The 19,963-nt window shown below is 72.2% G+C and carries 21 protein-coding genes and 2 tRNA genes; 4 read left to right on the plus strand and 19 right to left on the minus strand.

Annotation, left to right across the window (positions count from 1 at the left end):
• Positions 1–40 precede the first annotated feature (40 nt).
• Positions 41–2,668 (plus strand): valine--tRNA ligase, encoded by a 2,628-nt coding sequence (gene valS, locus ACILQ5_RS08510; protein WP_395657557.1) that lies wholly within the window; start codon positions 41–43, stop codon positions 2,666–2,668.
• Between the two features lie 82 nt (positions 2,669–2,750).
• Here the strand turns inward: valS and ACILQ5_RS08515 are convergent, their stop codons facing one another.
• The 13 genes from ACILQ5_RS08515 to ACILQ5_RS08575 all read right to left on the minus strand — a co-directional run bounded on the left by ACILQ5_RS08515 (position 2,751) and on the right by ACILQ5_RS08575 (position 13,124).
• The gene (locus ACILQ5_RS08515; RefSeq protein WP_395657558.1) at positions 2,751–3,461 is read right to left on the minus strand and encodes a hypothetical protein; all 711 of its coding nucleotides are present in this window, start codon (positions 3,459–3,461) and stop codon (positions 2,751–2,753) included.
• A gap of 108 nt (positions 3,462–3,569) precedes the next feature.
• On the minus strand, positions 3,570–4,853 hold the full coding sequence (gene clpX, locus ACILQ5_RS08520) for an ATP-dependent Clp protease ATP-binding subunit ClpX (RefSeq protein WP_395657559.1): 1,284 nt from the start codon (positions 4,851–4,853) through the stop codon (positions 3,570–3,572).
• Positions 4,854–4,992: 139 nt separating this feature from the next.
• Positions 4,993–5,601, minus strand: a complete 609-nt coding sequence (locus tag ACILQ5_RS08525; protein WP_395657560.1) for an ATP-dependent Clp protease proteolytic subunit — start codon at positions 5,599–5,601, stop codon at positions 4,993–4,995.
• A gap of 11 nt (positions 5,602–5,612) precedes the next feature.
• Positions 5,613–6,200, minus strand: coding sequence for an ATP-dependent Clp protease proteolytic subunit (locus ACILQ5_RS08530; protein ID WP_395657633.1), 588 nt, complete (start codon positions 6,198–6,200; stop codon positions 5,613–5,615).
• Positions 6,201–6,343: 143 nt separating this feature from the next.
• The gene (locus ACILQ5_RS08535; protein ID WP_395657561.1) at positions 6,344–6,823 is read right to left on the minus strand and encodes an SRPBCC family protein; all 480 of its coding nucleotides are present in this window, start codon (positions 6,821–6,823) and stop codon (positions 6,344–6,346) included.
• Positions 6,820–7,953 (minus strand): esterase/lipase family protein, encoded by a 1,134-nt coding sequence (locus ACILQ5_RS08540; protein ID WP_395657562.1) that lies wholly within the window; start codon positions 7,951–7,953, stop codon positions 6,820–6,822. Before ACILQ5_RS08540 ends, ACILQ5_RS08535 begins: the two co-directional genes overlap by 4 nt.
• A 54-nt stretch (positions 7,954–8,007) precedes the next feature.
• Positions 8,008–9,423, minus strand: a complete 1,416-nt coding sequence (gene tig / locus ACILQ5_RS08545; RefSeq protein ID WP_395657563.1) for a trigger factor — start codon at positions 9,421–9,423, stop codon at positions 8,008–8,010.
• A 36-nt stretch (positions 9,424–9,459) separates the two neighbouring features.
• Positions 9,460–9,532 (minus strand) — tRNA-Pro (locus ACILQ5_RS08550).
• A 57-nt stretch (positions 9,533–9,589) separates the two neighbouring features.
• Positions 9,590–9,663 (minus strand) — tRNA-Gly (locus tag ACILQ5_RS08555).
• Positions 9,664–9,736: 73 nt separating this feature from the next.
• Positions 9,737–10,807, minus strand: coding sequence for a PP2C family protein-serine/threonine phosphatase (locus ACILQ5_RS08560; protein ID WP_395657564.1), 1,071 nt, complete (start codon positions 10,805–10,807; stop codon positions 9,737–9,739).
• Between the two features lie 32 nt (positions 10,808–10,839).
• Positions 10,840–11,688 carry an Fpg/Nei family DNA glycosylase gene (locus ACILQ5_RS08565; RefSeq protein ID WP_395657565.1) on the minus strand — a complete coding sequence of 283 codons (849 nt, stop codon included), beginning with the start codon at positions 11,686–11,688 and terminating at the stop codon, positions 10,840–10,842.
• Complete coding sequence (locus ACILQ5_RS08570) at positions 11,681–12,178, minus strand: ribose-5-phosphate isomerase (RefSeq protein WP_395657566.1); 498 nt, start codon at positions 12,176–12,178, stop codon at positions 11,681–11,683. The genes ACILQ5_RS08565 and ACILQ5_RS08570 overlap by 8 nt, the downstream gene beginning before the upstream one ends.
• Positions 12,179–12,212: 34 nt before the next feature.
• A complete protein-coding gene (locus ACILQ5_RS08575; RefSeq protein ID WP_395657567.1) occupies positions 12,213–13,124 on the minus strand; it encodes an alpha/beta hydrolase in 912 nt (303 codons plus the stop codon).
• A 33-nt stretch (positions 13,125–13,157) separates the two neighbouring features.
• Between ACILQ5_RS08575 and ACILQ5_RS08580 the strand changes: the two genes are divergently transcribed.
• A complete protein-coding gene (locus tag ACILQ5_RS08580) occupies positions 13,158–13,541 on the plus strand; it encodes a YrdB family protein (protein WP_395657568.1) in 384 nt (127 codons plus the stop codon).
• 63 nt (positions 13,542–13,604) lie between these two features.
• On the opposite strand, the gene purE is transcribed toward ACILQ5_RS08580, so the two are convergent.
• The 6 genes from purE to ACILQ5_RS08610 all read right to left on the minus strand — a co-directional run bounded on the left by purE (position 13,605) and on the right by ACILQ5_RS08610 (position 18,024).
• A complete protein-coding gene (gene purE, locus ACILQ5_RS08585; protein WP_395657569.1) occupies positions 13,605–14,117 on the minus strand; it encodes a 5-(carboxyamino)imidazole ribonucleotide mutase in 513 nt (170 codons plus the stop codon).
• Positions 14,118–14,121: 4 nt separating this feature from the next.
• On the minus strand, positions 14,122–15,276 hold the full coding sequence (locus tag ACILQ5_RS08590) for a 5-(carboxyamino)imidazole ribonucleotide synthase (protein WP_395657570.1): 1,155 nt from the start codon (positions 15,274–15,276) through the stop codon (positions 14,122–14,124).
• 9 nt (positions 15,277–15,285) lie between these two features.
• Positions 15,286–15,597 (minus strand): winged helix-turn-helix domain-containing protein, encoded by a 312-nt coding sequence (locus tag ACILQ5_RS08595; protein ID WP_395657571.1) that lies wholly within the window; start codon positions 15,595–15,597, stop codon positions 15,286–15,288.
• 110 nt (positions 15,598–15,707) lie between these two features.
• The gene (locus ACILQ5_RS08600; RefSeq protein ID WP_395657572.1) at positions 15,708–16,715 is read right to left on the minus strand and encodes an adenylate/guanylate cyclase domain-containing protein; all 1,008 of its coding nucleotides are present in this window, start codon (positions 16,713–16,715) and stop codon (positions 15,708–15,710) included.
• The gene (locus tag ACILQ5_RS08605; RefSeq protein ID WP_395657573.1) at positions 16,702–17,205 is read right to left on the minus strand and encodes a PH domain-containing protein; all 504 of its coding nucleotides are present in this window, start codon (positions 17,203–17,205) and stop codon (positions 16,702–16,704) included. The genes ACILQ5_RS08600 and ACILQ5_RS08605 overlap by 14 nt, the downstream gene beginning before the upstream one ends.
• Before the next feature lie 12 nt (positions 17,206–17,217).
• Entirely contained in the window at positions 17,218–18,024 is an 807-nt protein-coding gene (locus ACILQ5_RS08610; RefSeq protein WP_395657574.1) for a biotin--[acetyl-CoA-carboxylase] ligase, read from the minus strand.
• A 79-nt stretch (positions 18,025–18,103) separates the two neighbouring features.
• Between ACILQ5_RS08610 and ACILQ5_RS08615 the strand changes: the two genes are divergently transcribed.
• A complete protein-coding gene (locus ACILQ5_RS08615) occupies positions 18,104–19,723 on the plus strand; it encodes an acyl-CoA carboxylase subunit beta (RefSeq protein WP_395657575.1) in 1,620 nt (539 codons plus the stop codon).
• Entirely contained in the window at positions 19,720–19,962 is a 243-nt protein-coding gene (locus tag ACILQ5_RS08620) for an acyl-CoA carboxylase subunit epsilon (RefSeq protein ID WP_395657576.1), read from the plus strand. Before ACILQ5_RS08615 ends, ACILQ5_RS08620 begins: the two co-directional genes overlap by 4 nt.
• Position 19,963 lies beyond the last annotated feature (1 nt).

Below are 19,963 nucleotides of genomic sequence, written 5' to 3' on the forward strand. Positions count from 1 at the left end.
GGTTTCCCGGCCGCGACGACCCCGCCCTAGGATTTCGTCCATGACCGACACGCAGGCTCACCAGGCACCGGACACGGTGGACACGACGCAGACCGCAGCACCGCGCGTCGTCGCCGTACCCGACAAGCCTGCGCTGGAGGGTCTGGAGGCCACCTGGAGCGAGCGGTGGAAGGCCGACGACACCTACGCCTTCGACCGCACCCAGCCGCGCGAGAACGTCTACTCGATCGACACCCCGCCGCCCACGGTGAGCGGCAGCCTGCACGTCGGGCACGTGTTCTCCTACACCCACACCGACCTGGTCGCCCGCTTCCAGCGGATGCGGGGCAAGTCCGTCTTCTACCCGATGGGCTGGGACGACAACGGCCTGCCGACCGAGCGGCGCGTGCAGAACTACTACGGCGTGCGGTGCGACCCCTCGCTCCCCTACGACCCCGACTTCACCCCGCCCGAGAAGCCCGACCCCAAGCGCCAGCTCCCGATCAGCCGACCCAACTTCGTCGAGCTGTGCGAGCGCCTGGTCGTGGAGGACGAGCAGGTCTTCGAGCAGCTGTGGCGCACCCTCGGCCTCTCGGTGGACTGGTCGCAGCACTACACGACGATCGGCCCTGCCGCGCAGACCGTGAGCCAGCGCGCCTTCCTGCGCAACTTCGCCCGTGGCGAGGCCTACCTGCAGGAGGCCCCGACGCTCTGGGACGTCACCTTCCAGACCGCGGTCGCGCAGGCCGAGCTCGAGGCCCGCGAGTACGCCGGCGCGTACCACCGCGTCGCGTTCCACCGCCCGGACGGGTCGCCGCTCCATATCGAGACGACGCGTCCCGAGCTGATCCCCTCGGTCGTGGCGCTGATCGCGCACCCCGACGACGAGCGCTACCAGCCGTTGTTCGGCACGACCGTCACCAGTCCGGTGTTCGGCGTCGAGGTCCCGGTGCTCGCGCACCCGGCCGCCGAGATGGACAAGGGCGCCGGCATCGCCATGTGCTGCACGTTCGGCGACCTGACCGACGTCACCTGGTGGCGTGAGCTGGACCTGCCGGTCCGCACCCTGATCGGCCGCGACGGGCGCCTGTCCCGCGAGACCCCCGAGTGGCTCGCGCACGAGCCGGCCGCGACGGCGTACGAGGACCTCAAGGGCAAGACGGCGTTCTCCGCCCGCGAGGCGGTGGTCGCGAAGCTGCGCGAGACCGGCGACCTCGACGGCGAGCCCACGCCGACCACCCGGATGACGAACTTCTACGAGAAGGGCGACAAGCCGCTCGAGATCGTCGCGACCCGGCAGTGGTACATCACCAACGGCGGTCGCGACGCCGGCCTGCGCCAGGAGATGCTCGACCGCGGTCGGGAGATCACCTGGATCCCCGAGCACATGTGGCACCGCTACGACAACTGGGTCGGCGGCCTGAACGGCGACTGGCTGATCTCCCGGCAGCGCTTCTTCGGCATCCCGTTCCCGGTCTGGTACCCCCTCGACGCCGACGGCGAGCCGGACTACGCGCACCCGTTGCTGCCGACCGAGGCCGAGCTCCCGCTCGACCCGTCGACGGTCGCGCCCCACGGGTACGACGAGGCGCAGCGCGGCCAGCCGAACGGCTTCGTCGGCGACCCGGACGTGATGGACACCTGGGCGACGTCGTCCCTGACCCCGCACATCGCGGGCGGCTGGGAGAGCGACGACGACCTGTGGCAGCGGGTCTTCCCGATGGACCTGTGCACCCACGCCCACGACATCATCCGCACCTGGCTGTTCTCGCGGGTGGTCCGCTCGCACTTCGAGAACCACGTCGCGCCCTGGTCGCACGCGCTCGTCTCGGGCTTCGTGGTCGACCCGGACCGCAAGAAGATGTCGAAGTCGAAGGGCAACGTGGTCGTGCCGACCGAGATCCTCGACAAGTTCGGCGCCGACGCCGTCCGCTGGCGGGCCGCGATGGCCCGGCCGGGTCTGGACTCACCGTTCGACGAGAGCCAGATGAAGGTCGGTCGCCGGCTGGCGATGAAGGTGCTCAACGCCTCGAAGTTCGTCCTCGGCGGGGTCGGCGCGACCAGCGTCAACCCGTTCGAGGTCTCCGAGCCGGTCGACTGCGCCCTGCTCGGCCGGCTCGCCGAGGTGGTCACCAAGGCGACCGACGCGTTCGAGGCCTACGACTACACCAGCGCGCTGGAGACGGTCGAGAAGTTCTTCTGGGAGTTCTGCGACGACTACCTCGAGCTGGTCAAGGAGCGTGCCTACGCGGACGAGGGCGCGACGACCGCCTCTGCGAAGGCGACGCTGGCGATCGCCCTCGACGTGCAGCTGCGGCTGCTGGCGCCGTTCCTGCCCTACGTGACCGAGGAGGTCTGGTCGTGGTGGCAGGAGGGGTCGATCCACCGGGCCTCCTGGCCGACGGTCGTCGAGCTGGGGTCGGCCGCCGCGAGCGACGCGAGCACCCTCGACGCGGTGGCCGCCGCGCTGATCGGCATCCGGGGCGCCAAGTCCAGCGCCAAGGTGTCGATGCGCGCCGAGCTGTCGCGGGTCGAGATCCGGGGGCCCGAGGCGCTGGTCCGCGCGGCCGAGCAGTCCGCCGACGACCTGCGCCGCACCGGCCGGGTCACCGGCGACCTGGTCTTCACCGTGGACGACACGGCCACCGAGATCACCGTCGACGCGGAGCTCGCCCCCACCGACGGTTGAGTCGTGGGTTCTGACCCGTCGAGTCGGGACTTCTGACCGTCGAGTCGGGGGTGGTGACCGGCCGTCGGTGACCGCACCACGCTCAGCGACGGTCGCGGCCGTGCTCGTCGTGGCCGTGCTCGTCGTGGCCGTGCTCGTCGTGGCCGTGCTCGTCGTGGCCGTGCTCGCCGTGGCCGTGCTCGCCGTGATCGTGCTCGCCGTGGTCGTGGCCGTGGCCCTCGCCCGGGTCGTCCGCGTGGTCGTCGCCCGGGTCATCGGCGTCGTCCTCGCCGGGGTCCGCGCCGTGGTCGCCGCGGCTCCCGTGACCGCGGTCGGGTCCGGGCTCCTCCGGGTCGGGGCCGGGCACCGGGTCGGGGCCGCTCGAGGTCGTGCTCGAGGGCTCGGTCGCCGGTGGTGCGGCGGAGGCCGGCGGGTCCGCCTGCGGGGTGGAGAGGGCCGGGCCGTCGCCGTGGCCGGGTCCGTGGCCGGGTCCGTGGCCGTGCGCCCCCGTGCCGCCCGCGCCCGGAGGTAGGGCCGCACCGGACGGTGCGACCTGGGTCGGAGGCACGACCGGCACCGGAGCGACGGCCACCGGCTGGGCCGGCTCCGGCTGGAGAGGATGCCCGCCGATCACCCGCTGGGCGAGCGGCATGCCGCCGCCGGCGGCGCCGAGGCCGCGGCCGACCCAGCCGACGGCGGCCTCGCTGCGGACCATGTAGGCGAGCATGACCACCGAGGTCGCCAGGACGAGCACGAAGGCCACCAGCGGCGGCTTGTGCTCACGGAGGAGGCGGGGCCCGCGGCGACGGTTCATGGCGGTCGAGAGTCTGGCGGTCCAGACCATCGGTCGCCAAACCCGTGGCTCGAAATGGCCCGTTCGGACTAGACCGCCCTGATCACTTCGGGCCAGGGGTCGCGACGGTCAGGCGGACTTCTTCTTCTTGGCCTCGACCTCGCGCGGCACCAGGGTCGGCGCGACGTCGTCCATGACCACCTCGCGCGTCACGATGACCTTGCCGATGTCGCCGCGCGAGGGGACGTCGTACATCACGTGGAGCAGGACCTCCTCGATGATCGCGCGCAGGCCGCGGGCGCCGGTGCCGCGCTCCATCGCCTTGTCCGCGATCGCCTCGATGGCGTCCTGGGTGAACTCCAGCTCGACGCCGTCGAGGTCGAAGAGCTTCTGGTACTGCTTCACCAGCGCGTTGCGGGGCTCGGTGAGGATCTGCACCAGCGCCTCCTGGTCGAGCTTGGAGACGCTCGCGATCAGCGGCAGCCGGCCGATGAACTCGGGGATCAGGCCGAACTTGGTGAGGTCCTCGGGCCGCACGAGCGCCAGCAGGTCCTCGGCCTCGCGCTCGGCCTTGCCGCGCACCTCGGCCGTGAAGCCCAGCGTCTTCTTGCCGACCCGCTGCTCGATGATGTGCTCGAGCCCGGCGAACGCGCCGCCGACGACGAACAGGATGTTCGTCGTGTCGATCTGGATGAACTCCTGGTGCGGGTGCTTGCGCCCGCCCTGCGGCGGCACCGACGCGGTGGTGCCCTCGATGATCTTCAGCAGCGCCTGCTGCACGCCCTCGCCGGAGACGTCCCGGGTGATCGACGGGTTCTCCGCCTTGCGGGCGACCTTGTCGATCTCGTCGATGTAGATGATGCCCGTCTCGGCCTTCTTGACGTCGTAGTCGGCGGCCTGGATGAGCTTGAGGAGGATGTTCTCGACGTCCTCGCCGACGTAGCCGGCCTCGGTGAGCGCGGTCGCGTCCGCGATCGCGAACGGGACGTTGAGCATCCGGGCCAGCGTCTGGGCCAGGTAGGTCTTGCCGCAGCCGGTCGGTCCGATCACGAGGATGTTGGACTTCGCGACCTCGACGACCTCCTCCTTGCTGTGCTTGCCCGCGATCGGCTGGAGCCCGGCCTGCACCCGCTTGTAGTGGTTGTAGACCGCGACGGCGAGCGACTTCTTCGCCTGCTCCTGACCGATGACGTAGGAGTTGAGGAACTCGAAGATCTCCTTGGGCTTGGGCAGCTCGTCGAGCCCGACCTCGGTGCCCTCGTTGAGCTCTTCCTCGATGATCTCGTTGCACAGGTCGATGCACTCGTCGCAGATGTAGACGCCCGGACCCGCGATCAGCTTCTTGACCTGCTTCTGGCTCTTCCCGCAGAAGGAGCACTTCAGCAGGTCGCCTCCGTCACCGATACGTGCCACGGGTGGTCATCCTCCGACTCAGGTACATCTGCGGGTCCAGCGGGTGGTGCGAGCTCCCCCGACGGTACCCCGTGCCACCCCCGGTCGGGTGGAGAGACACGAACTGCGCGGACGGCACAGGGGTACGCCGGAAGGCCGGTCAGGCGAGGGCGGGCGTGCCCTTCAACGACTGCAGGACGGCGTCGATCAGGCCGTACTCGACGGCCCCCTCGGCGGTCAGGATCTTGTCGCGCTCGATGTCGCGGCTGACCTCCTCCAGGGAGCGGCCGCTGTGGTCGCTGATCATCTTCTCGAGCAGCTCGCGCATCCGGAGGATCTCGTTGGCCTGGATCTCGATGTCGGAGGTCTGGCCGAAGGTGCCCTCGGTGTAGGGCTGGTGGATGAGGATCCGGCTGTTCGGCAGCGCCAGGCGCTTGCCGGCCGTGCCGGCCGCGAGGAGGATCGCCGCCGCGGAGGCGGCCTGGCCGATGCACACGGTCTGCACGTCGGGCTTGATGAACTTCATCGTGTCGTAGATCGCGGTCAGCGCCGTGAACGAGCCGCCGGGCGAGTTGATGTAGATGCTGATGTCCTGGTCGGGGTTCATCGACTGCAGGCACAGCAGCTGGGCGATGACGGCGTTGGCGACGTCGTCGGAGATCGGCGTCCCGAGGTAGATGATGCGGTCCTCGAACAGCTTCGCGTAGGGGTCGATCCGGCGGAACCCGTAGGAGGTCCGCTCTTCCCACTGCGGGATGTAGTAGTTCATGTCAGCCCCTGTCAGTTCTTGGTACGGGCCGGGCGGCCGTCGTCGGCGGCCTCACGGGCACTGGTGATGACCTGGTCGACCAGGCCGTAGGCCTGGGCCTGCTCGGCGGTGAACCAGCGGTCGCGGTCGGCGTCGGCCTCGACCTGCTCGCGCGGCTGGCCGGTGTGCTGTGCGATCAGGTCGAGCAGCACCTGCTTGATGTGCAGCGACTGCTGGGCCTGGATCTTGATGTCGGAGGCCGAGCCGCCCATGCCGGACGACGGCTGGTGCATCATGATCCGCGCGTGCGGCAGGGCGTAGCGCTTGCCCTTGGTGCCGGCGCAGAGGAGGAACTGGCCCATCGAGGCGGCCAGGCCCATGCCGACCGTGGCGACGTCGTTCGGGATGTAGTTCATGGTGTCGTAGATCGCCATGCCGGCGTCGACCGAGCCGCCCGGCGAGTTGATGTGCAGGAAGATGTCGGCCTCGGGGTCCTCCGCCGACAGCAGCAGCAGCTGGGCGCAGATCGCGTTGGCGTTCTGGTCGCGGACCTCGGAGCCGAGGAAGACGATCCGCTCCCGGAGCAGGCGCTGGTAGATGTGGTCGTCGAGGACGTTCATCCCCGCGCCGCCGTTGAGCTGGGGGCTGGAGTTCTGGGTCACGGGGCCGACCCTAGCCCGAAGGACGGACAGAACCACGGCAGATCCCCCGCTGTTCGCCGACAGCGGATTTCGGTGGCCCGGTGGCACCGGTCCGGACCGGATCAGGACTCGGCGGCGGCCTTGAGGTGGGCGACGGTCGCGGCCATCCCGGCCTCGAGCTCGTCGGCGTGCTCGTCGGACCCGCCGAGGAACACCGGGGCGAAGGCCTTGCTCACCCCGGTGAGGGCCCGCGGCACCGGCCGCCGGTGCACGACCCGGGTCCCGCCGTCGGTCGGCTCCAGCTCCCAGATCCACCGGGCGCCGCTGGACCGGGTGTCCCAGGCGAGCAGCCGCCCGGGCTCGAGCTCGGCCACGACCGACCGGGTCGGCCACACGACGGCCTTGCGCCGGTTGATCCCGAGGTACCACTGGCCCACGCGGAGACCTCCCGGCTTGAGCGGCACCATCCGGACCAGCTCCGGGCTCCAGTCCGGCAGGTTGGTGAGATCGGTCAGCAGCGCCCAGACCCGCTCGGGCGGGGCGGCGACGTCGGCCTCGGCGCGCAGCTCGCGCTCGGCGCCGCTCGTCCGGGGGGTGCTCATGCGAGCCAGTCTCGCAGAGCCGCGTGGACCTCCGGGTGGTTGAGCAGCCCGAAGTGGTCGGTGCGGCCCACGTGCAGGACCGTGGCGCCCGGGAAGAGCTCGCCGGCGTGCCGGTCCCGCCCGTGCGCCGACGGCACGCGCACCAGCAGGTCGCCGACCACGTGGCCGACCGGGTGCCGCGGGCGGGCGGTGACGGTGGCGGCGACCAGCCGGTAGCGCGCGTGCGGCAGCGGCGGCACGTCGTGGGCGAGCCCGGCGACGAGGTCGTGCACGCCCAGCGAGCGCTGGTCGAGGATCCGGCCGATCGGCGCGGTCTCCTGCAGCCGTCCGAGGCCGCGGCTGCCGTGCCCGATCCCGCGGGCGATCGGCGCGCCGAGGTGCGGGGTGCCGAGCGTGACCACGTCCGACACCAGGTCCCGCCAGGGCTGCTCCACCGCGGCGGCGACCGCCCCGGCGGCGCGGACGATCAGCCCGCCCATCGAGTGCCCGACCAGGGCGATCCGCTCGACCGGCACCGGCCACGCCTCGACGAGCGCCTGGCCGAGGGCGGTCAGGGCGACGCCGTTCTCGCGGACGCCGAGCCCGGTGTTGGCCCGCAGGAACACCGGCGTCCAGCCCCGCTCGGCCAGCATGGCGCCGTACGTCGTGCCCAGGCGCTCGCGGCCCCGCTGCCAGTACGACTCGTTCTCGCAGAGCCCGTGCAGGAAGAGCACCAGCCGACCGGTCGCCTCCGGGAACGCCGCCGCCAGGTCCGGCTCGGTCAGGGGTACGTCGTGGCCGCGGTCGCGCACCGCCATCGAGATCGCCAGCCGGGGCCGCTCACCGGCGAGCCGGTCGCCGATCAGGCCGTTCACCGCCGAGCTCACGAAGCGGCCGCGCGGCCCGGCCTCGAGGCGCGGGCCGACGCCGGTCTCGGCGACCTTCCCCAGGGCGGCCGAGGCCGCGCGGAGACCGAGCCCGAGGCCGCCGTGAACCGCGTCGGCGATGCCGCGACCAGGGTAGCCCCCGAACCGGTCGGCCCAGGCGTCGTGGGTGTCGCGCACCGAGCGCACCACGAGGTCGTCCGCGACGTGCGAGAGCAGGGACAGCGCGTCGATCCAGGTCGGCGCGGGGGCGGGTGGCGTCGGCACCCGGCCACGATAACCGTTCAGTGCACAGTTGTGCACTGAACGGTCACCGGCGTGTCACTCCGCGGCGGCGGTCTCCTCGACCGGCTCGTCGGCGGTCTCGTCGGCGGTCTCCTCGGACGCCGCCTCGGCGGCCTCCGGCTCACCGATCGTGCCGTCCGGGCGCAGGTTCTTCAGCTCGACCACGGCGCCCGAGGCGTCGGTGACGACGGCGGACTCGACCAGCCGGGCCAGCGCCTTGCCGCGCAGGATCTCCTGCACCAGCTCGGGGATGTGGTTGTGCTCGAACATGTGGTTCGCGAACTCCTGCGGGTCCTGCCCGGCCTGCTGGGCGCGGCGCACCATGTGCTCCGACAGCTCCTGCTGGTCGATGCCGAACTCCTCGCGCTTCGCGATCTCGTCGAGGACGAACTGCGCGGCGACCGCGTCGCGGACCCGGCGCTCGAGGTCGGCTTCGAACTCCTCCTGGGTCTGCTTCTCGTCCTCGAGGTACTTCTCCATGGTGATCCCGGCGTAGGCGAGCTGCTGCTCGATGTTGCCGCGCCGCGCGTTGAGCTCGTCGGTGACGACGACCTCGGGCAGCGGGACCTCGACCTTGTCGAGCAGCGCCTCCAGCACGGCGTCGCGGGCGGCGGCCGCCTGCTCGAGGCGCTTGCCGCGACCGAGCCGCTCCCGCACGTCGGCGGTGAGCTCGTCGAGGGTGTCGAACTCGGAAGCCAGCTGGGCGAACTCGTCGTCGAGCTCGGGCAGCTCCTGCTCCTGGACCTGGGTGACGCTCACCTGGACCTCGACGTCCTCGCCGACCAGGTCGCCACCGACCAGCTGCGAGGTGAAGGTCTTCTCGTCGCCGGCGGCCATGCCGGTCAGCGCCTCGTCGAGCCCGTCGAGCATGCCGCCGCGACCGACCCGGTAGGACATGCCGTTGACCTCGGCGCCGGGGACGGTCTCGCCGTCGCGGCTCGCCACCAGGTCCATGACGACGAAGTCGCCGTCGGCGGCGGGGCGCTCGACGTCGATGAGGGTCGCGAACCGCTCGCGCAGCGCCTCGACCTGCTCGTCGACGTCCGCGTCGGTGACCTCGGTGTCCTCGACCTGGGCCTCGATCCCGTCGTACGACGGCAGCTCGATCTCGGGACGGACGTCGACCTCCGCGGTGAACTCCAGCGCGTCGTTGTCCTCGAACTTGGTGACCTCGATGTCCGGCTGCGCGAGCGGCTGGAGGGAGTTGGCCTGGAGCGCCTCGACGTACTTCTGCGGGACGACCTCGTTGATCGCCTGGTCGAGGACCGCACCGCGACCGACCTGACGGTCGATGACGGCCGGCGGGACCTTGCCGCGGCGGAAGCCGGGGACGTTGATCTGCTGGGCAATCTGCTTGTACGCCGCGTCGAGGCTCGGCTTGAGCTCCTCGAAGGGCACCTCGACGGTCAGCTTGGCCCTGGTCGGGCTCAAGGTCTCGACGGCGCTCTTCACAGGTTTTCTCCTCAAGTATCTGGTGGTGGTCGTGCGTCGGGGCGACAGGACTCGAACCTGCGATCTCCTGCTCCCAAAGCAGGCGCGCTAGCCACTACGCTACGCCCCGCCAAGGCCCCGCCGGCACCGCGTCCGACGTGCTGCCGGACGGGCTGAGGTGGGCCCTTGGAGCGGATGACGGGAATCGAACCCGCGTAGCCAGTTTGGAAGACTGGGGCTCTACCATTGAGCTACATCCGCGCGCGCCCGGTCGCGCCGGATGCGGGAGTCATGGTGCCACACCGGGGCTCACGGCCCACAAACGGCCGCGCCCTCAGGGACGCCGGTGGACCAGCACGAGCGCGCGGTCGTCGTTGTCCGACCCGAGCGCCTCGACCAGCCGGTCCGCGCCGCCCTCGAAGGTGCCGCGCAGCAGCCGCTCGGCCTGCCCGAGCATCCGGTCGATGCCCATCCCGATCTCGCGACGCGGGGTCTCGACGAGGCCGTCGGTGTAGAGCATCAGCGCGTCGCCGGGGCGAACGACGCCGCGCACCACCGTGAAGTCCGCGTCCTCGATCAGGCCGAGCACCGGCCCCTCGGCCTCGTGCACGGTCCAGCGCCCGGCACCGGCGGCCAGCTGGGCGGCCGGCGGGTGGCCGGCGGCGCGCACCTCGAAGGCCCCGGTCCCCAGGTCGAGCGAGAGGTGGACGGCGGTGGCGAAGCCCTCCTCCCACTGCTGCCGGAGCAGGTAGTCGTTCGCGGCCGGCAGGAACTCCTCGGGCGGCAGGGCGCCGAGCAGGCCGCCGAAGGAGCCGGAGAGCAGCAGCGCGCGGGTGCCCGCCTGCTGCCCCTTGCCGGAGACGTCGACCAGGGCGATCTCGAGACGGTTCGAGTGCCGCGGCCGGGTGGCGACGACGAAGTCGCCGGCGAACGGCGTCCCGCCCGCCGACCGCAGCGCGGTCTCCGCCAGCCAGCCGGCGGGGAGGTCGGGCACCCCGCCCTGGAGCTGGATCCGGTCGCGCAGGTCGACCAGCATCGACTCGCCGAGCATGCCCGCGACCCCGAGCCGGGTCCGCTGGAACGACGTCACCAGCACGATGAAGCAGAGCAGGTAGAGGATGCCGATGGCGATCACGACGCGCACGGTCACGTTCTGCTGCCGGCCGATCGCCAGCATCAGCATGATCATGAGGAAGACCACGAACCACGGCAGCTGGCGCGGGCTCACGAGCAGGCTGCCGAGCAGCAGCGGCACGATGAGCGAGGTCATCGGGAACTGCGCCGGCCAGATCAGCAGCGCGACCGTCAGCACGGTCGTCAGGGCGACCAGCAGCACCAGCGTGCGGTGCTGGCGAGGGACGCCTCGACGGACGGCCCGCCGGAGGGTGCGGGGGCCAGTCGTCATGCGTCGTCGGTCCTCTTCTCGGTCGGCGGGCATCACTGTAGTGCCCGGGAGCGGAACCGGCGCTGGCAGCGAGGGCACCAGAACAGGTTGCGCCCCTGGAGCTCGGTCGTGCGGACCGTGGCGCCGCAGACGTGGCACGGCTGACCGGTGCGACGGTAGACATAGACTTCGCCGCCGTGGTCGTCGCGACGCGGCGGACGTCCCATCGCCTCGGGCAGGTGCTCGGGCCGGACGGTGTCGATCCGCCCTGTGCGCACGCCCTCCTGCATCAGCCCGACCAGGTCGTCCCACATCGCCTGCCACTGGGCCCGGCGCAGGGTGCTGCCCGGCCGCATCGGGTCGACGCGGTGCCGGAACAGCAGCTCGGCCCGGTAGACGTTGCCGACCCCGGCCAGCACGGCCTGGTCCATGAGCAGCCCACCGATCGGTGCCCGGCTGCGCCGGATCCGCTCCCAGGCCCGGTCGGGGTCCGCGTCCTCCCGCAGGGGGTCGGGCCCGGAGCGCGCGACCACCGCGTCCCGCTCCGCGAGCGTGACCAGGTCGCAGGTGGTGGCGCCGCGCAGGTCGGCGTACGACCAGCCGCCGTCGCCCGCCGCCACCAGCCGGAGCCGCACCTGGCCGACCGCGGGCGGCACCTCGGGCGCACCCTCCTCGACGTCGAAGCGGCCGTACAGACCGAGGTGGACGTGCACGAACCGCTCGCCGGGGAACTCGACGAACAGGTGCTTGCCCCACGCCTCCGCCCCGACGAGCACCTGCCCGTCGATCCGGGCGGCCGACTCCTCGAAGCGGCCCTGGGGGCTGCCGGCGCGCACCACCCGGCCCGCGAAGGTCGCGGTCAGCTGGTCGGCGAGCCGGTGGAGGGTGTGGCCCTCAGGCATCGGTGGCCGAGGACGGCAGCAGCGGCAGCTCGCGGGTCTGCTCGTACGACGCCAGCTGCCCGATCCGCCGGACGTGCCGCTCGTCGCCGCTGAACGGCTCGGCCAGGAAGACCTCGACGAACCGGGTCATGTCCTCGAGCGAGTGCATCCGGCCCCCGACCGAGACGACGTTGGCGTCGTTGTGCTCGCGCGCCAGCCGCGCGGTCTCCTCCGACCACACCAGCGCGGCCCGCACCCCGGCCACCTTGTTCGCGGCCATCTGCTCGCCGTTGCCGGAGCCGCCGATCACGACCCCGAGGCTGTCGAGCCCGTCCTCGCGGTCGCGGACCACGGCCTCCGCGGCGCGCAGGCAGAAGACGGGGTAGTCGTCGAGGGCGTCGTAGGTCTGCGGCCCGTGGTCGACCGGCTCGTAGCCGTGGTCGGTGAGCCAGCCGACCAGGTGGTCGCGGAGGTCGAGGCCGGCATGGTCGCAGCCGAGGTGCACACGCATGCGCACATCTTGTCAGGGCCGCTCCGCCCGCCGGTCAGGGTCGTCGGTCGATCCGGTCGGGCCGGTCGGCGTGCAGCCGCAGGAACCCGGCGACCTGCCGCATCAACGGCTCCGCCGAGGGGAACACGCGGGGGTGCCGCCAGAAGCCGTGCAGCTGACCGAGGTACCGGGTCGCGGTGACCTCGACGCCGGCGTCCGCGAGCCGCCGGGCGAGCTCCTCGCCCTCGTCGCGCAGCGGGTCGTGCTCGGCGGTCACCACCAGGGTCGGGGGCAGCGTCCCCAGCCGGTCGGACAGCAGCGGCGCGAGGTCGGGGTCCGAGAGGTCGGCAGGCGTGGCGGCGTACTGCTCCCAGTACCAGGCGGCCTCGCGCGGGTCGAAGCCGTCCGCGGCGGTGCGGTAGGAGTCGTGGGCAGCCGTCGGGTCGAGGAACGGGTAGACGAGCGCCGCGGCGGCGTACCGCCCGGGGTGGCGCAGCGCGTCGACGAGCGCGAGGTTGCCGCCAGCGCTGTCGCCGTGCGCGACCAGCACGCCTCCGAGCTCGCGCGCGGCCCAGCCGGCGGCGGTGCCGACGTCCTCGACCGCCGCCGGGAACCGGTGCTCGGGCGGGACGCGGTAGTCGACGCTGAGCACCCGGAGGCCGGTGCGGTTGGCGAGGCGTCGCGCGGCGGCGTCGTGGACCTCGACGTCGTTGAGGACGAACCCGCCGCCGTGGGCGTGGACGACGACGGCCTCGGCCGCGTCGGCACCCCGGCCGGAGGGGTCGTACAGACGGCACGGGACGCCGTCGGCGTCGACGTCGACGGCCGCGGCGACCTCCTCGCGGGGCTCCTCGGCGGCGAGGCGCCGGGCCTCGACGCGCGCGGCGTCGATGTCGAAGTCCTCGGACCACACGGGGGTCTCCCCCGCGTACGCCAGCAGCGCCTGTCGCGCCTCGGGAAACAGCATGCGGGCACCGTAGCCAGCCAGCAGGATGTGCGGGTGCGCGTTCTCGCCTGGTGGGTGCTCTTCCTGGTCTTCGCCGACGAGGTGCTGGCGATGGTGGCCCTGGGCTACTGGGGCTGGCACCAGGACCCGCGCTGGCTGTGGGTGTGGCTGCTGCCGCTGCTGGCGACCCAGGCGTGGTTCTGGTTCGCCTCGCCGAAGGCACGCTACGGCCACTGGCTGGGGCGGCCGGTCGTCAAGGTGCTGGTGTTCGGGTCGGCGACCCTCGCGCTCTGGGACGCCGGGCACCCCTCCCTGGCGGCGGCCTTCCTGGTGTTCTCGGCCGCCGTGAACGCGCTGGCGCTGCTCCCGGCCGTCACGCGGGTCCTCGATGAGAGCACGCCCCCGGTGGTCGAGCAGCGAAGGCGCTCTGGCGCCTGAGCGCCCGTCGAGACCCCCGCCGGCGCCGGCGGCTGGCTCACCGGGTCTCGACTCGCTGGTCGCTCAGAACCCGACGCGGCGGCCCGGGGTGTCGTTGCGGACGGCGGCGCCCTTGGCCTGCGCGGTCGCCTTGAGCTCGGCCTGGAAGGCCGTCATCCGCTCGCGGAGACCCTCGTCCGCGACGGCGAGGATGCGGACGGCGAGCAGCCCGGCGTTGCGCGCGCCGCCGACGGCGACGGTCGCGACGGGCACCCCGGCCGGCATCTGCACGATCGACAGCAGCGAGTCGAGGCCGTCGAGGTGCTTGAGCGGGACCGGCACCCCGATCACCGGGAGCGGGGTGACCGCGGCCAGCATCCCGGGCAGGTGCGCGGCGCCGCCGGCGCCGGCGATGATCACGGAGATCCCACGCGACGCGGCGTCGCGGCCGTAGTCGAGCATCTCCTGCGGCATCCGGTGCGCGGAGACCACGTCGGCCTCGTGGGCGACGTCGAACTCCGCCAGCGCCTCCGCGGCCGCTCGCATCACCGGCCAGTCGGAGTCCGACCCCATCACGATCCCGACGCGTGCACTCACAGGACTACTCACTCTCGTCTCCCAGGTCGCCGCGGAACCAGGCCGCGGCGTGCCGCGCCCGTTCGAGGCAGTCGTCGAGGTCGTCGCCGTAGGCGTTGACGTGGCCGACCTTGCGGCCGGGCCGCAGGTCCTTGCCGTACAGGTGCACCCGCAGGAACGGGTCGCGCGCGAGCGCGTGGGGGTAGCCGTCGTACAGGCGGCCGACCGACTCGTCGGGGCCGCCGAGGATGTTGACCATCACCGTCCAGCGCGCCCGCGGCGCCGGCGACCCCAGCGGCAGGTCGAGGACGGCGCGCAGGTGGTTCTCGAACTGCGAGGTGACGGCACCGTCCTGGGTCCAGTGCCCGGTGTTGTGCGGCCGCATCGCCAGCTCGTTGACGAGCACCTCCCCGTCCGCGGTCTCGAACAGCTCCACCGCGAGAACGCCGACGACGTCGAGCGCACCCGCGATGCGCAGCGCGATCTCCTGGGCCCGGCCCGCGAGGGCCTCCGGGAGGTCGGGGGCCGGGGCGACGACCTCGAGGCAGATCCCGTCCTGCTGGGTCGAGGCGACCACCGGGTACGCCGCGGCCTGGCCGCTCGGCGACCGCACGACGAGCGCGGACAGCTCGCGGCGGAACTCGACGAGCTCCTCGGCGAGGATCCGCACGCCGCTCGCCTCCGCGGCGGTGAAGGCGTCGGCGCAGTCCTCGACCGACCGCACGAACCAGACGCCCTTGCCGTCGTACCCGCCCCGGGTCGTCTTGAGCACGCACGGGAGGCCGAAGCGCTCGACGTCGGCGACCGAGGCGACGACCGCGTTCCGGGGGCAGGGGACGCCGAGCCGGCCCAGCGCCTCGCGCATCACGGCCTTGTCCTGGGCGTGCACCAGGGCCTCCGGCCCGGGGTGGACGGCGATGCCGTCGTCGGCGAGGGCGTAGAGGTGACCGGTGGGGACGTGCTCGTGGTCGAAGGTGACCACCGGGCAGCCGGCGGTCGCCCGCCGCAGCGTGGCGAGGTCGCGGTAGTCGCCGACCAGGTGGTCGGGGACGACCTGCGCCGCCGAGACGCCCTCGGCCTCGGCCAGCAGCCGGAGCGGGATCCCCATCGCGGCGGCGGGCTCGGCCATCATCCGGGCGAGCTGACCGCCTCCGATCACGGCGAGGGTCGGTGCGTGCACACGCGAACTCTAGGGGCTCGGGTCCTGCGTCTCGAACCGCAGTCCCTGTCCGCGGATCGTGGTGATCAACCGGGGGCGGTGGCTGTCGTCACCGAGCTTGCGACGCAGCCAGCCGAGGTGCACGTCGATCGTCTTCGACGAGGTCCAGAAGGTGGTGTGCCAGACCTCGCGCATCAGCTCGTCCCGGCTGACGATCGCGCCGGCCCGCTCCATCAGCGCGTGCAGCAGGTCGAACTCCTTGCGGGCGAGGACGAGCTCCTCCGAGCCCCGCCACACGCGCCGCGTCGCGGGATCGAGTCGGACGTCCTGGACCTCGATCACCCGCCCACGGTAGGGACGGGTCCTGCCGCCCGACGGTGGAACGGCGAAATTGTGCAGACCCGTGATCCGGACGCTGGACGTCCTGACCTGGCCCTGCGTCGGGCCGTCGGTCAGGCCCGGCGGACGGCGACCGGCTCGACGATGCCGAAGCCGCGCACCGGTCGCGCGGGCAGGGCCCGGGTCTCGAACTCGTCGTGCGGCAGCAGCTCGGCGGTGGCCTGGTCGATGATGATCCGGTTGCGGCGTGCGACGGCGGTCAGCCGCGAGGCCAGGTTGACCGGCGGGCCGAACACGTCGCCGAGCCGCATCACGACCGACCCGCTGGCGACCCCGACCCGGACGTCGGGCATCCGGCTGTCGCGACCGATGACGTTGATGATCCCCTCGGCGGTGTCGTAGGCCCGGACCGGGTCGTCGTTCACGAAGAGCACCGAGTCGCCGATGCTCTTGATGATCCGGCCCCGCTGGGCCGCGACCACGTCCGCGCACCGGGACTCGAACAGCTCCACCAGGTCGCCGATCCGGTCCTCGGAGAGCCGGTTGGACAGCGCGGTGAAGCTGACGATGTCGGCGAACCCGACGGTCAGCTGGACGGTGTTGAGGTCCTCCTCGTTGGCGCCGAGGGCCTCGACCCGGGCGACGGCGGCCGCGAGGTGGCGCCGCCACACGTAGACGAGCAGCTCCTCGAAGGGCTGCTCGATCTCGTCGATGAGCCGCAGGGCGGAGCCGACCCGGCTCCCCGTCGCGTCCTCGCCGGCCTCGAGCTCCTCGACCCGGTGGACCAGCGTCGCGACCTCCCAGTCGGCCAGGCGGGCCATCGTCTGCCCGACGGCCCGGGTGAGGTTGACCGCCATGTCGAAGTCGATCAGGCCGGTGCGGACCACCCGGATCAGGGTCGAGAGCGCCTCGGTGTCGGCGTCGGTGAACGCCGTCTCGAGACCGTGCTCGGGGAAGCCGAGCGCCCGCCAGAGGCGCCGCGCCTCGTCCATCCGGACGCCGGTCTGCTCGGCGACCTCCGGTGCGTTGAACATCGGGCTCTCGCCGAGGATCGCGCGCTCGAGGTCGTGCGCGGCCGGACCCGTCGGGTCCGATCCCTCGGACGGGTCAGGTGCCCTCATGTCCCGCCGACGTGTCGTGGATGCCGGCGATCAGCTGGTTGACCTTGCGCTGGGCCTCCTCGACCCGCGGGATGTCGTGCAGGCGGATCTGGCCGTGCGTGCTGGCGTCGGAGATCACCAGCGACCCGCACCCGAGCATCCGGTCGATGGGGCCGAACTCGTAGGCGATGTCGCTGATCCGGGCCAGCGGCATGTCGTGCCCGCGCCGCACGATGATCCCGTGCCGCGTGATCAGGCGCCGGTCGGTGAACGTGTAGGTCGCCGTCGCCCAGTTCGCCAGCGGCCGCAGCACGAACCAGACGATGCCGACCAGCAGGATCCCCCAGATCACCAGGGTCGCGGTGCCGTTGTCGATCTTGGTCTGCGCGAAGGTGCCGAGCGCGAGCAGCGCCACGAGGCAGACGAGCGGCCAGAGGAGGGCCTTGACGTGCGTCCGGGTGTCGATGACGACACGCTCCCCCGGGTTGAGGAGCTTGGGTGAGATGGCCACCCGCCGATCATGTCACTGATCGGGCCCCGAGGTGGCGGAGCGCACGTGGACGACGTCGCCGGCACCGACCACGGTCTCGCCGCCCGGTCCGGCCACGACCAGGCGCCCGCTGGCGTCGATCCCGGTCGCCCGGCCCACGAGGGTCTCCCCGGACGGGAGCTCCACCCGCACGTCGCGGCCGACGGTGGCGCAGGCGGCGGTGTACGACGACCGCAGGTGGGCGGACGCCTCGGGACCACCGGCCTGCCACGCGTCGACGGCCTCGCGGATCCCGGACAGCAGCGCCACCAGGAGCGTGGTGCGGTCCGGCTCCGCACCGGACTCGAGGGCCAGCGAGGTCGCCGTCGGCACCGGGATCTCGTCCTGGGCCTGGGAGACGTTGAGCCCGACCCCGACGACCGCGGCCGGCCCGGACGGGGTGTCGACCCGCTCGACGAGGATGCCGGCCACCTTGCGGTCCTCCACCAGCACGTCGTTGGGCCACTTCACGGCCGCTCCGGCGAAGCCGGCGCCGCGCAGCACCTTGGCGACGGTGTGCCCGGTCAGGAGCGGCAGCCACGGCCAGCTCGCGGCCGGGACGGTGGGCCGCAGGACGAGCGAGAAGGTCAGCGACGAGCGGGGCGGCGCCTCCCAGCTGCGGTCCAGCCGACCGCGTCCGGCGGTCTGGTGCTCGGCGACCACGACCCGCCCCTCCGGGGCGCCGGCGCGCGCCTGCTCGGCCGCCACCGCGTTGGTCGAGGGCGCGGTCCCGAGCACCTCGACGTCGAGATCCGGCGCGAGCCGGGCCAGGGCGTCGGCGTCGAGTGATGGGCGTCGCATCGGAGCAGGGGTCACGGGGTCTAGATTGGCCCACGGTCCACGTCAGTGCCAGCGTCAGTGCCAGTGAGGAGCCGCGACCATGAGTGTCCACCCCGGCGAGGGAACGGAAGTCCCCGAGGACATCGACGTCCGTACGACGGCCGGCAAGCTCGCCGACCTCGAGCGTCGCGTCGACGAGACGTTGCACGCCGGATCGGCCAAGGCCCGCGAGAAGCAGCACGCCAAGGGTCGCAAGACCGCCCGCGAGCGGATCGAGCTGCTCTTCGACGAGGGTTCGTTCGTGGAGCTCGACGCCCTGGCCCGGCACCGCTCGACCGCGTTCGGCCTCGAGAAGAACCGCCCGTACGGCGACGGCGTGATCACCGGCTACGGGACCGTCGACGGTCGCCAGGTCTGCGTGTTCTCGCAGGACTTCACGGTCTTCGGTGGCTCGCTGGGCGAGGTCTACGGCGAGAAGATCACCAAGGTCATGGACCTCGCGATCAAGACCGGCTGCCCGATCATCGGCATCAACGAGGGCGCCGGCGCCCGCATCCAGGAGGGCGTGGTCTCGCTCGGCCTCTACGGCGAGATCTTCCGCCGCAACGTGCACGCCTCCGGGGTCATCCCGCAGATCAGCATGATCATGGGCTCCTGCGCCGGCGGGCACGTCTACTCGCCCGCGGTCACCGACTTCACGGTCATGGTCGACGGGACGTCGAACATGTTCATCACCGGGCCCGACGTGATCAAGACCGTCACCGGCGAGGACGTCACGATGGAGGAGCTCGGCGGTGCCCGCACGCACAACACCAAGTCCGGCAACGCCCACTACATGGGGGCCGACGAGGACGACGCCATCGAGTACGTCAAGGCGCTGATCTCCTACCTGCCGCAGAACAACCTCGACGAGGTGCCGTCGTTCGACACCGCGGTCGACCCGGAGGTCACCGACCTCGACCTGACCCTCGACACGATCATCCCGGACTCGCCGAACCAGCCCTACGACATCCGCGACGTGATCACCGCGGTCGTCGACGACGCGGAGTTCCTCGAGGTCCAGGAGCTGTTCGCGCCGAACCTCGTGATCGGCTTCGGCCGGGTCGAGGGCCACTCGGTCGGCGTGGTCGCCAACCAGCCGATGCAGTTCGCCGGCACCCTCGACATCGACGCCTCCGAGAAGGCCGCGCGGTTCGTCCGGTTCTGCGACGCCTTCAACATCCCGGTCCTGACCTTCGTCGACGTGCCCGGCTTCCTGCCCGGCACCGACCAGGAGTGGAACGGCATCATCCGCCGTGGCGCGAAGCTCATCTACGCCTACTCCGAGGCGACCGTCCCGCTGGTCACCGTGATCACCCGCAAGGCCTACGGCGGCGCCTACGACGTGATGGGGTCCAAGCACCTCGGCGCGGACTTCAACGTCGCCTGGCCCACCGCCCAGATCGCGGTGATGGGCGCCCAGGGCGCGGCGAACATCCTGCACCGCAAGACGCTGAAGAAGGTGCACGACGCCGGCGGGGACGTCGAGGCGAAGCGCGCCCAGCTGATCGACGAGTACGAGACCACGCTCGCCAACCCCTACATGGCCGCCGAGCGGGGCTACATCGACGCGGTCATCAAGCCGCACCAGACCCGCCTCGAAGTCGTCCGGGCGCTGCGGCTGCTCCACTCCAAGCGGGAGTCCCTGCCCGCCAAGAAGCACGGGAACATCCCGCTGTGAGCACCGAGCAGCCGACGGCCGAGCACGCCGCCGAGCCGAAGGCACCCTTCCTCCGGGTCGTCCGCGGCGACGCGTCGGCCGAGGAGGTCGCGGCGCTCGTCGCGGTGCTCGCCTCCCTGCAGGTCGAGGCCCCGGCGGCGCCGAAGCGTCGCCCCGAGTGGGCCCACCCCCGCCGCGCCCAGCGGGTCACCTACCGGCGCGGCCCGGGGGGCTGGCGCGCCAGCGGCCTGCCCGGCTGAT

Source organism: Nocardioides sp., assembly GCF_044226305.1.
Lineage (GTDB): Bacteria > Actinomycetota > Actinomycetes > Propionibacteriales > Nocardioidaceae > Nocardioides.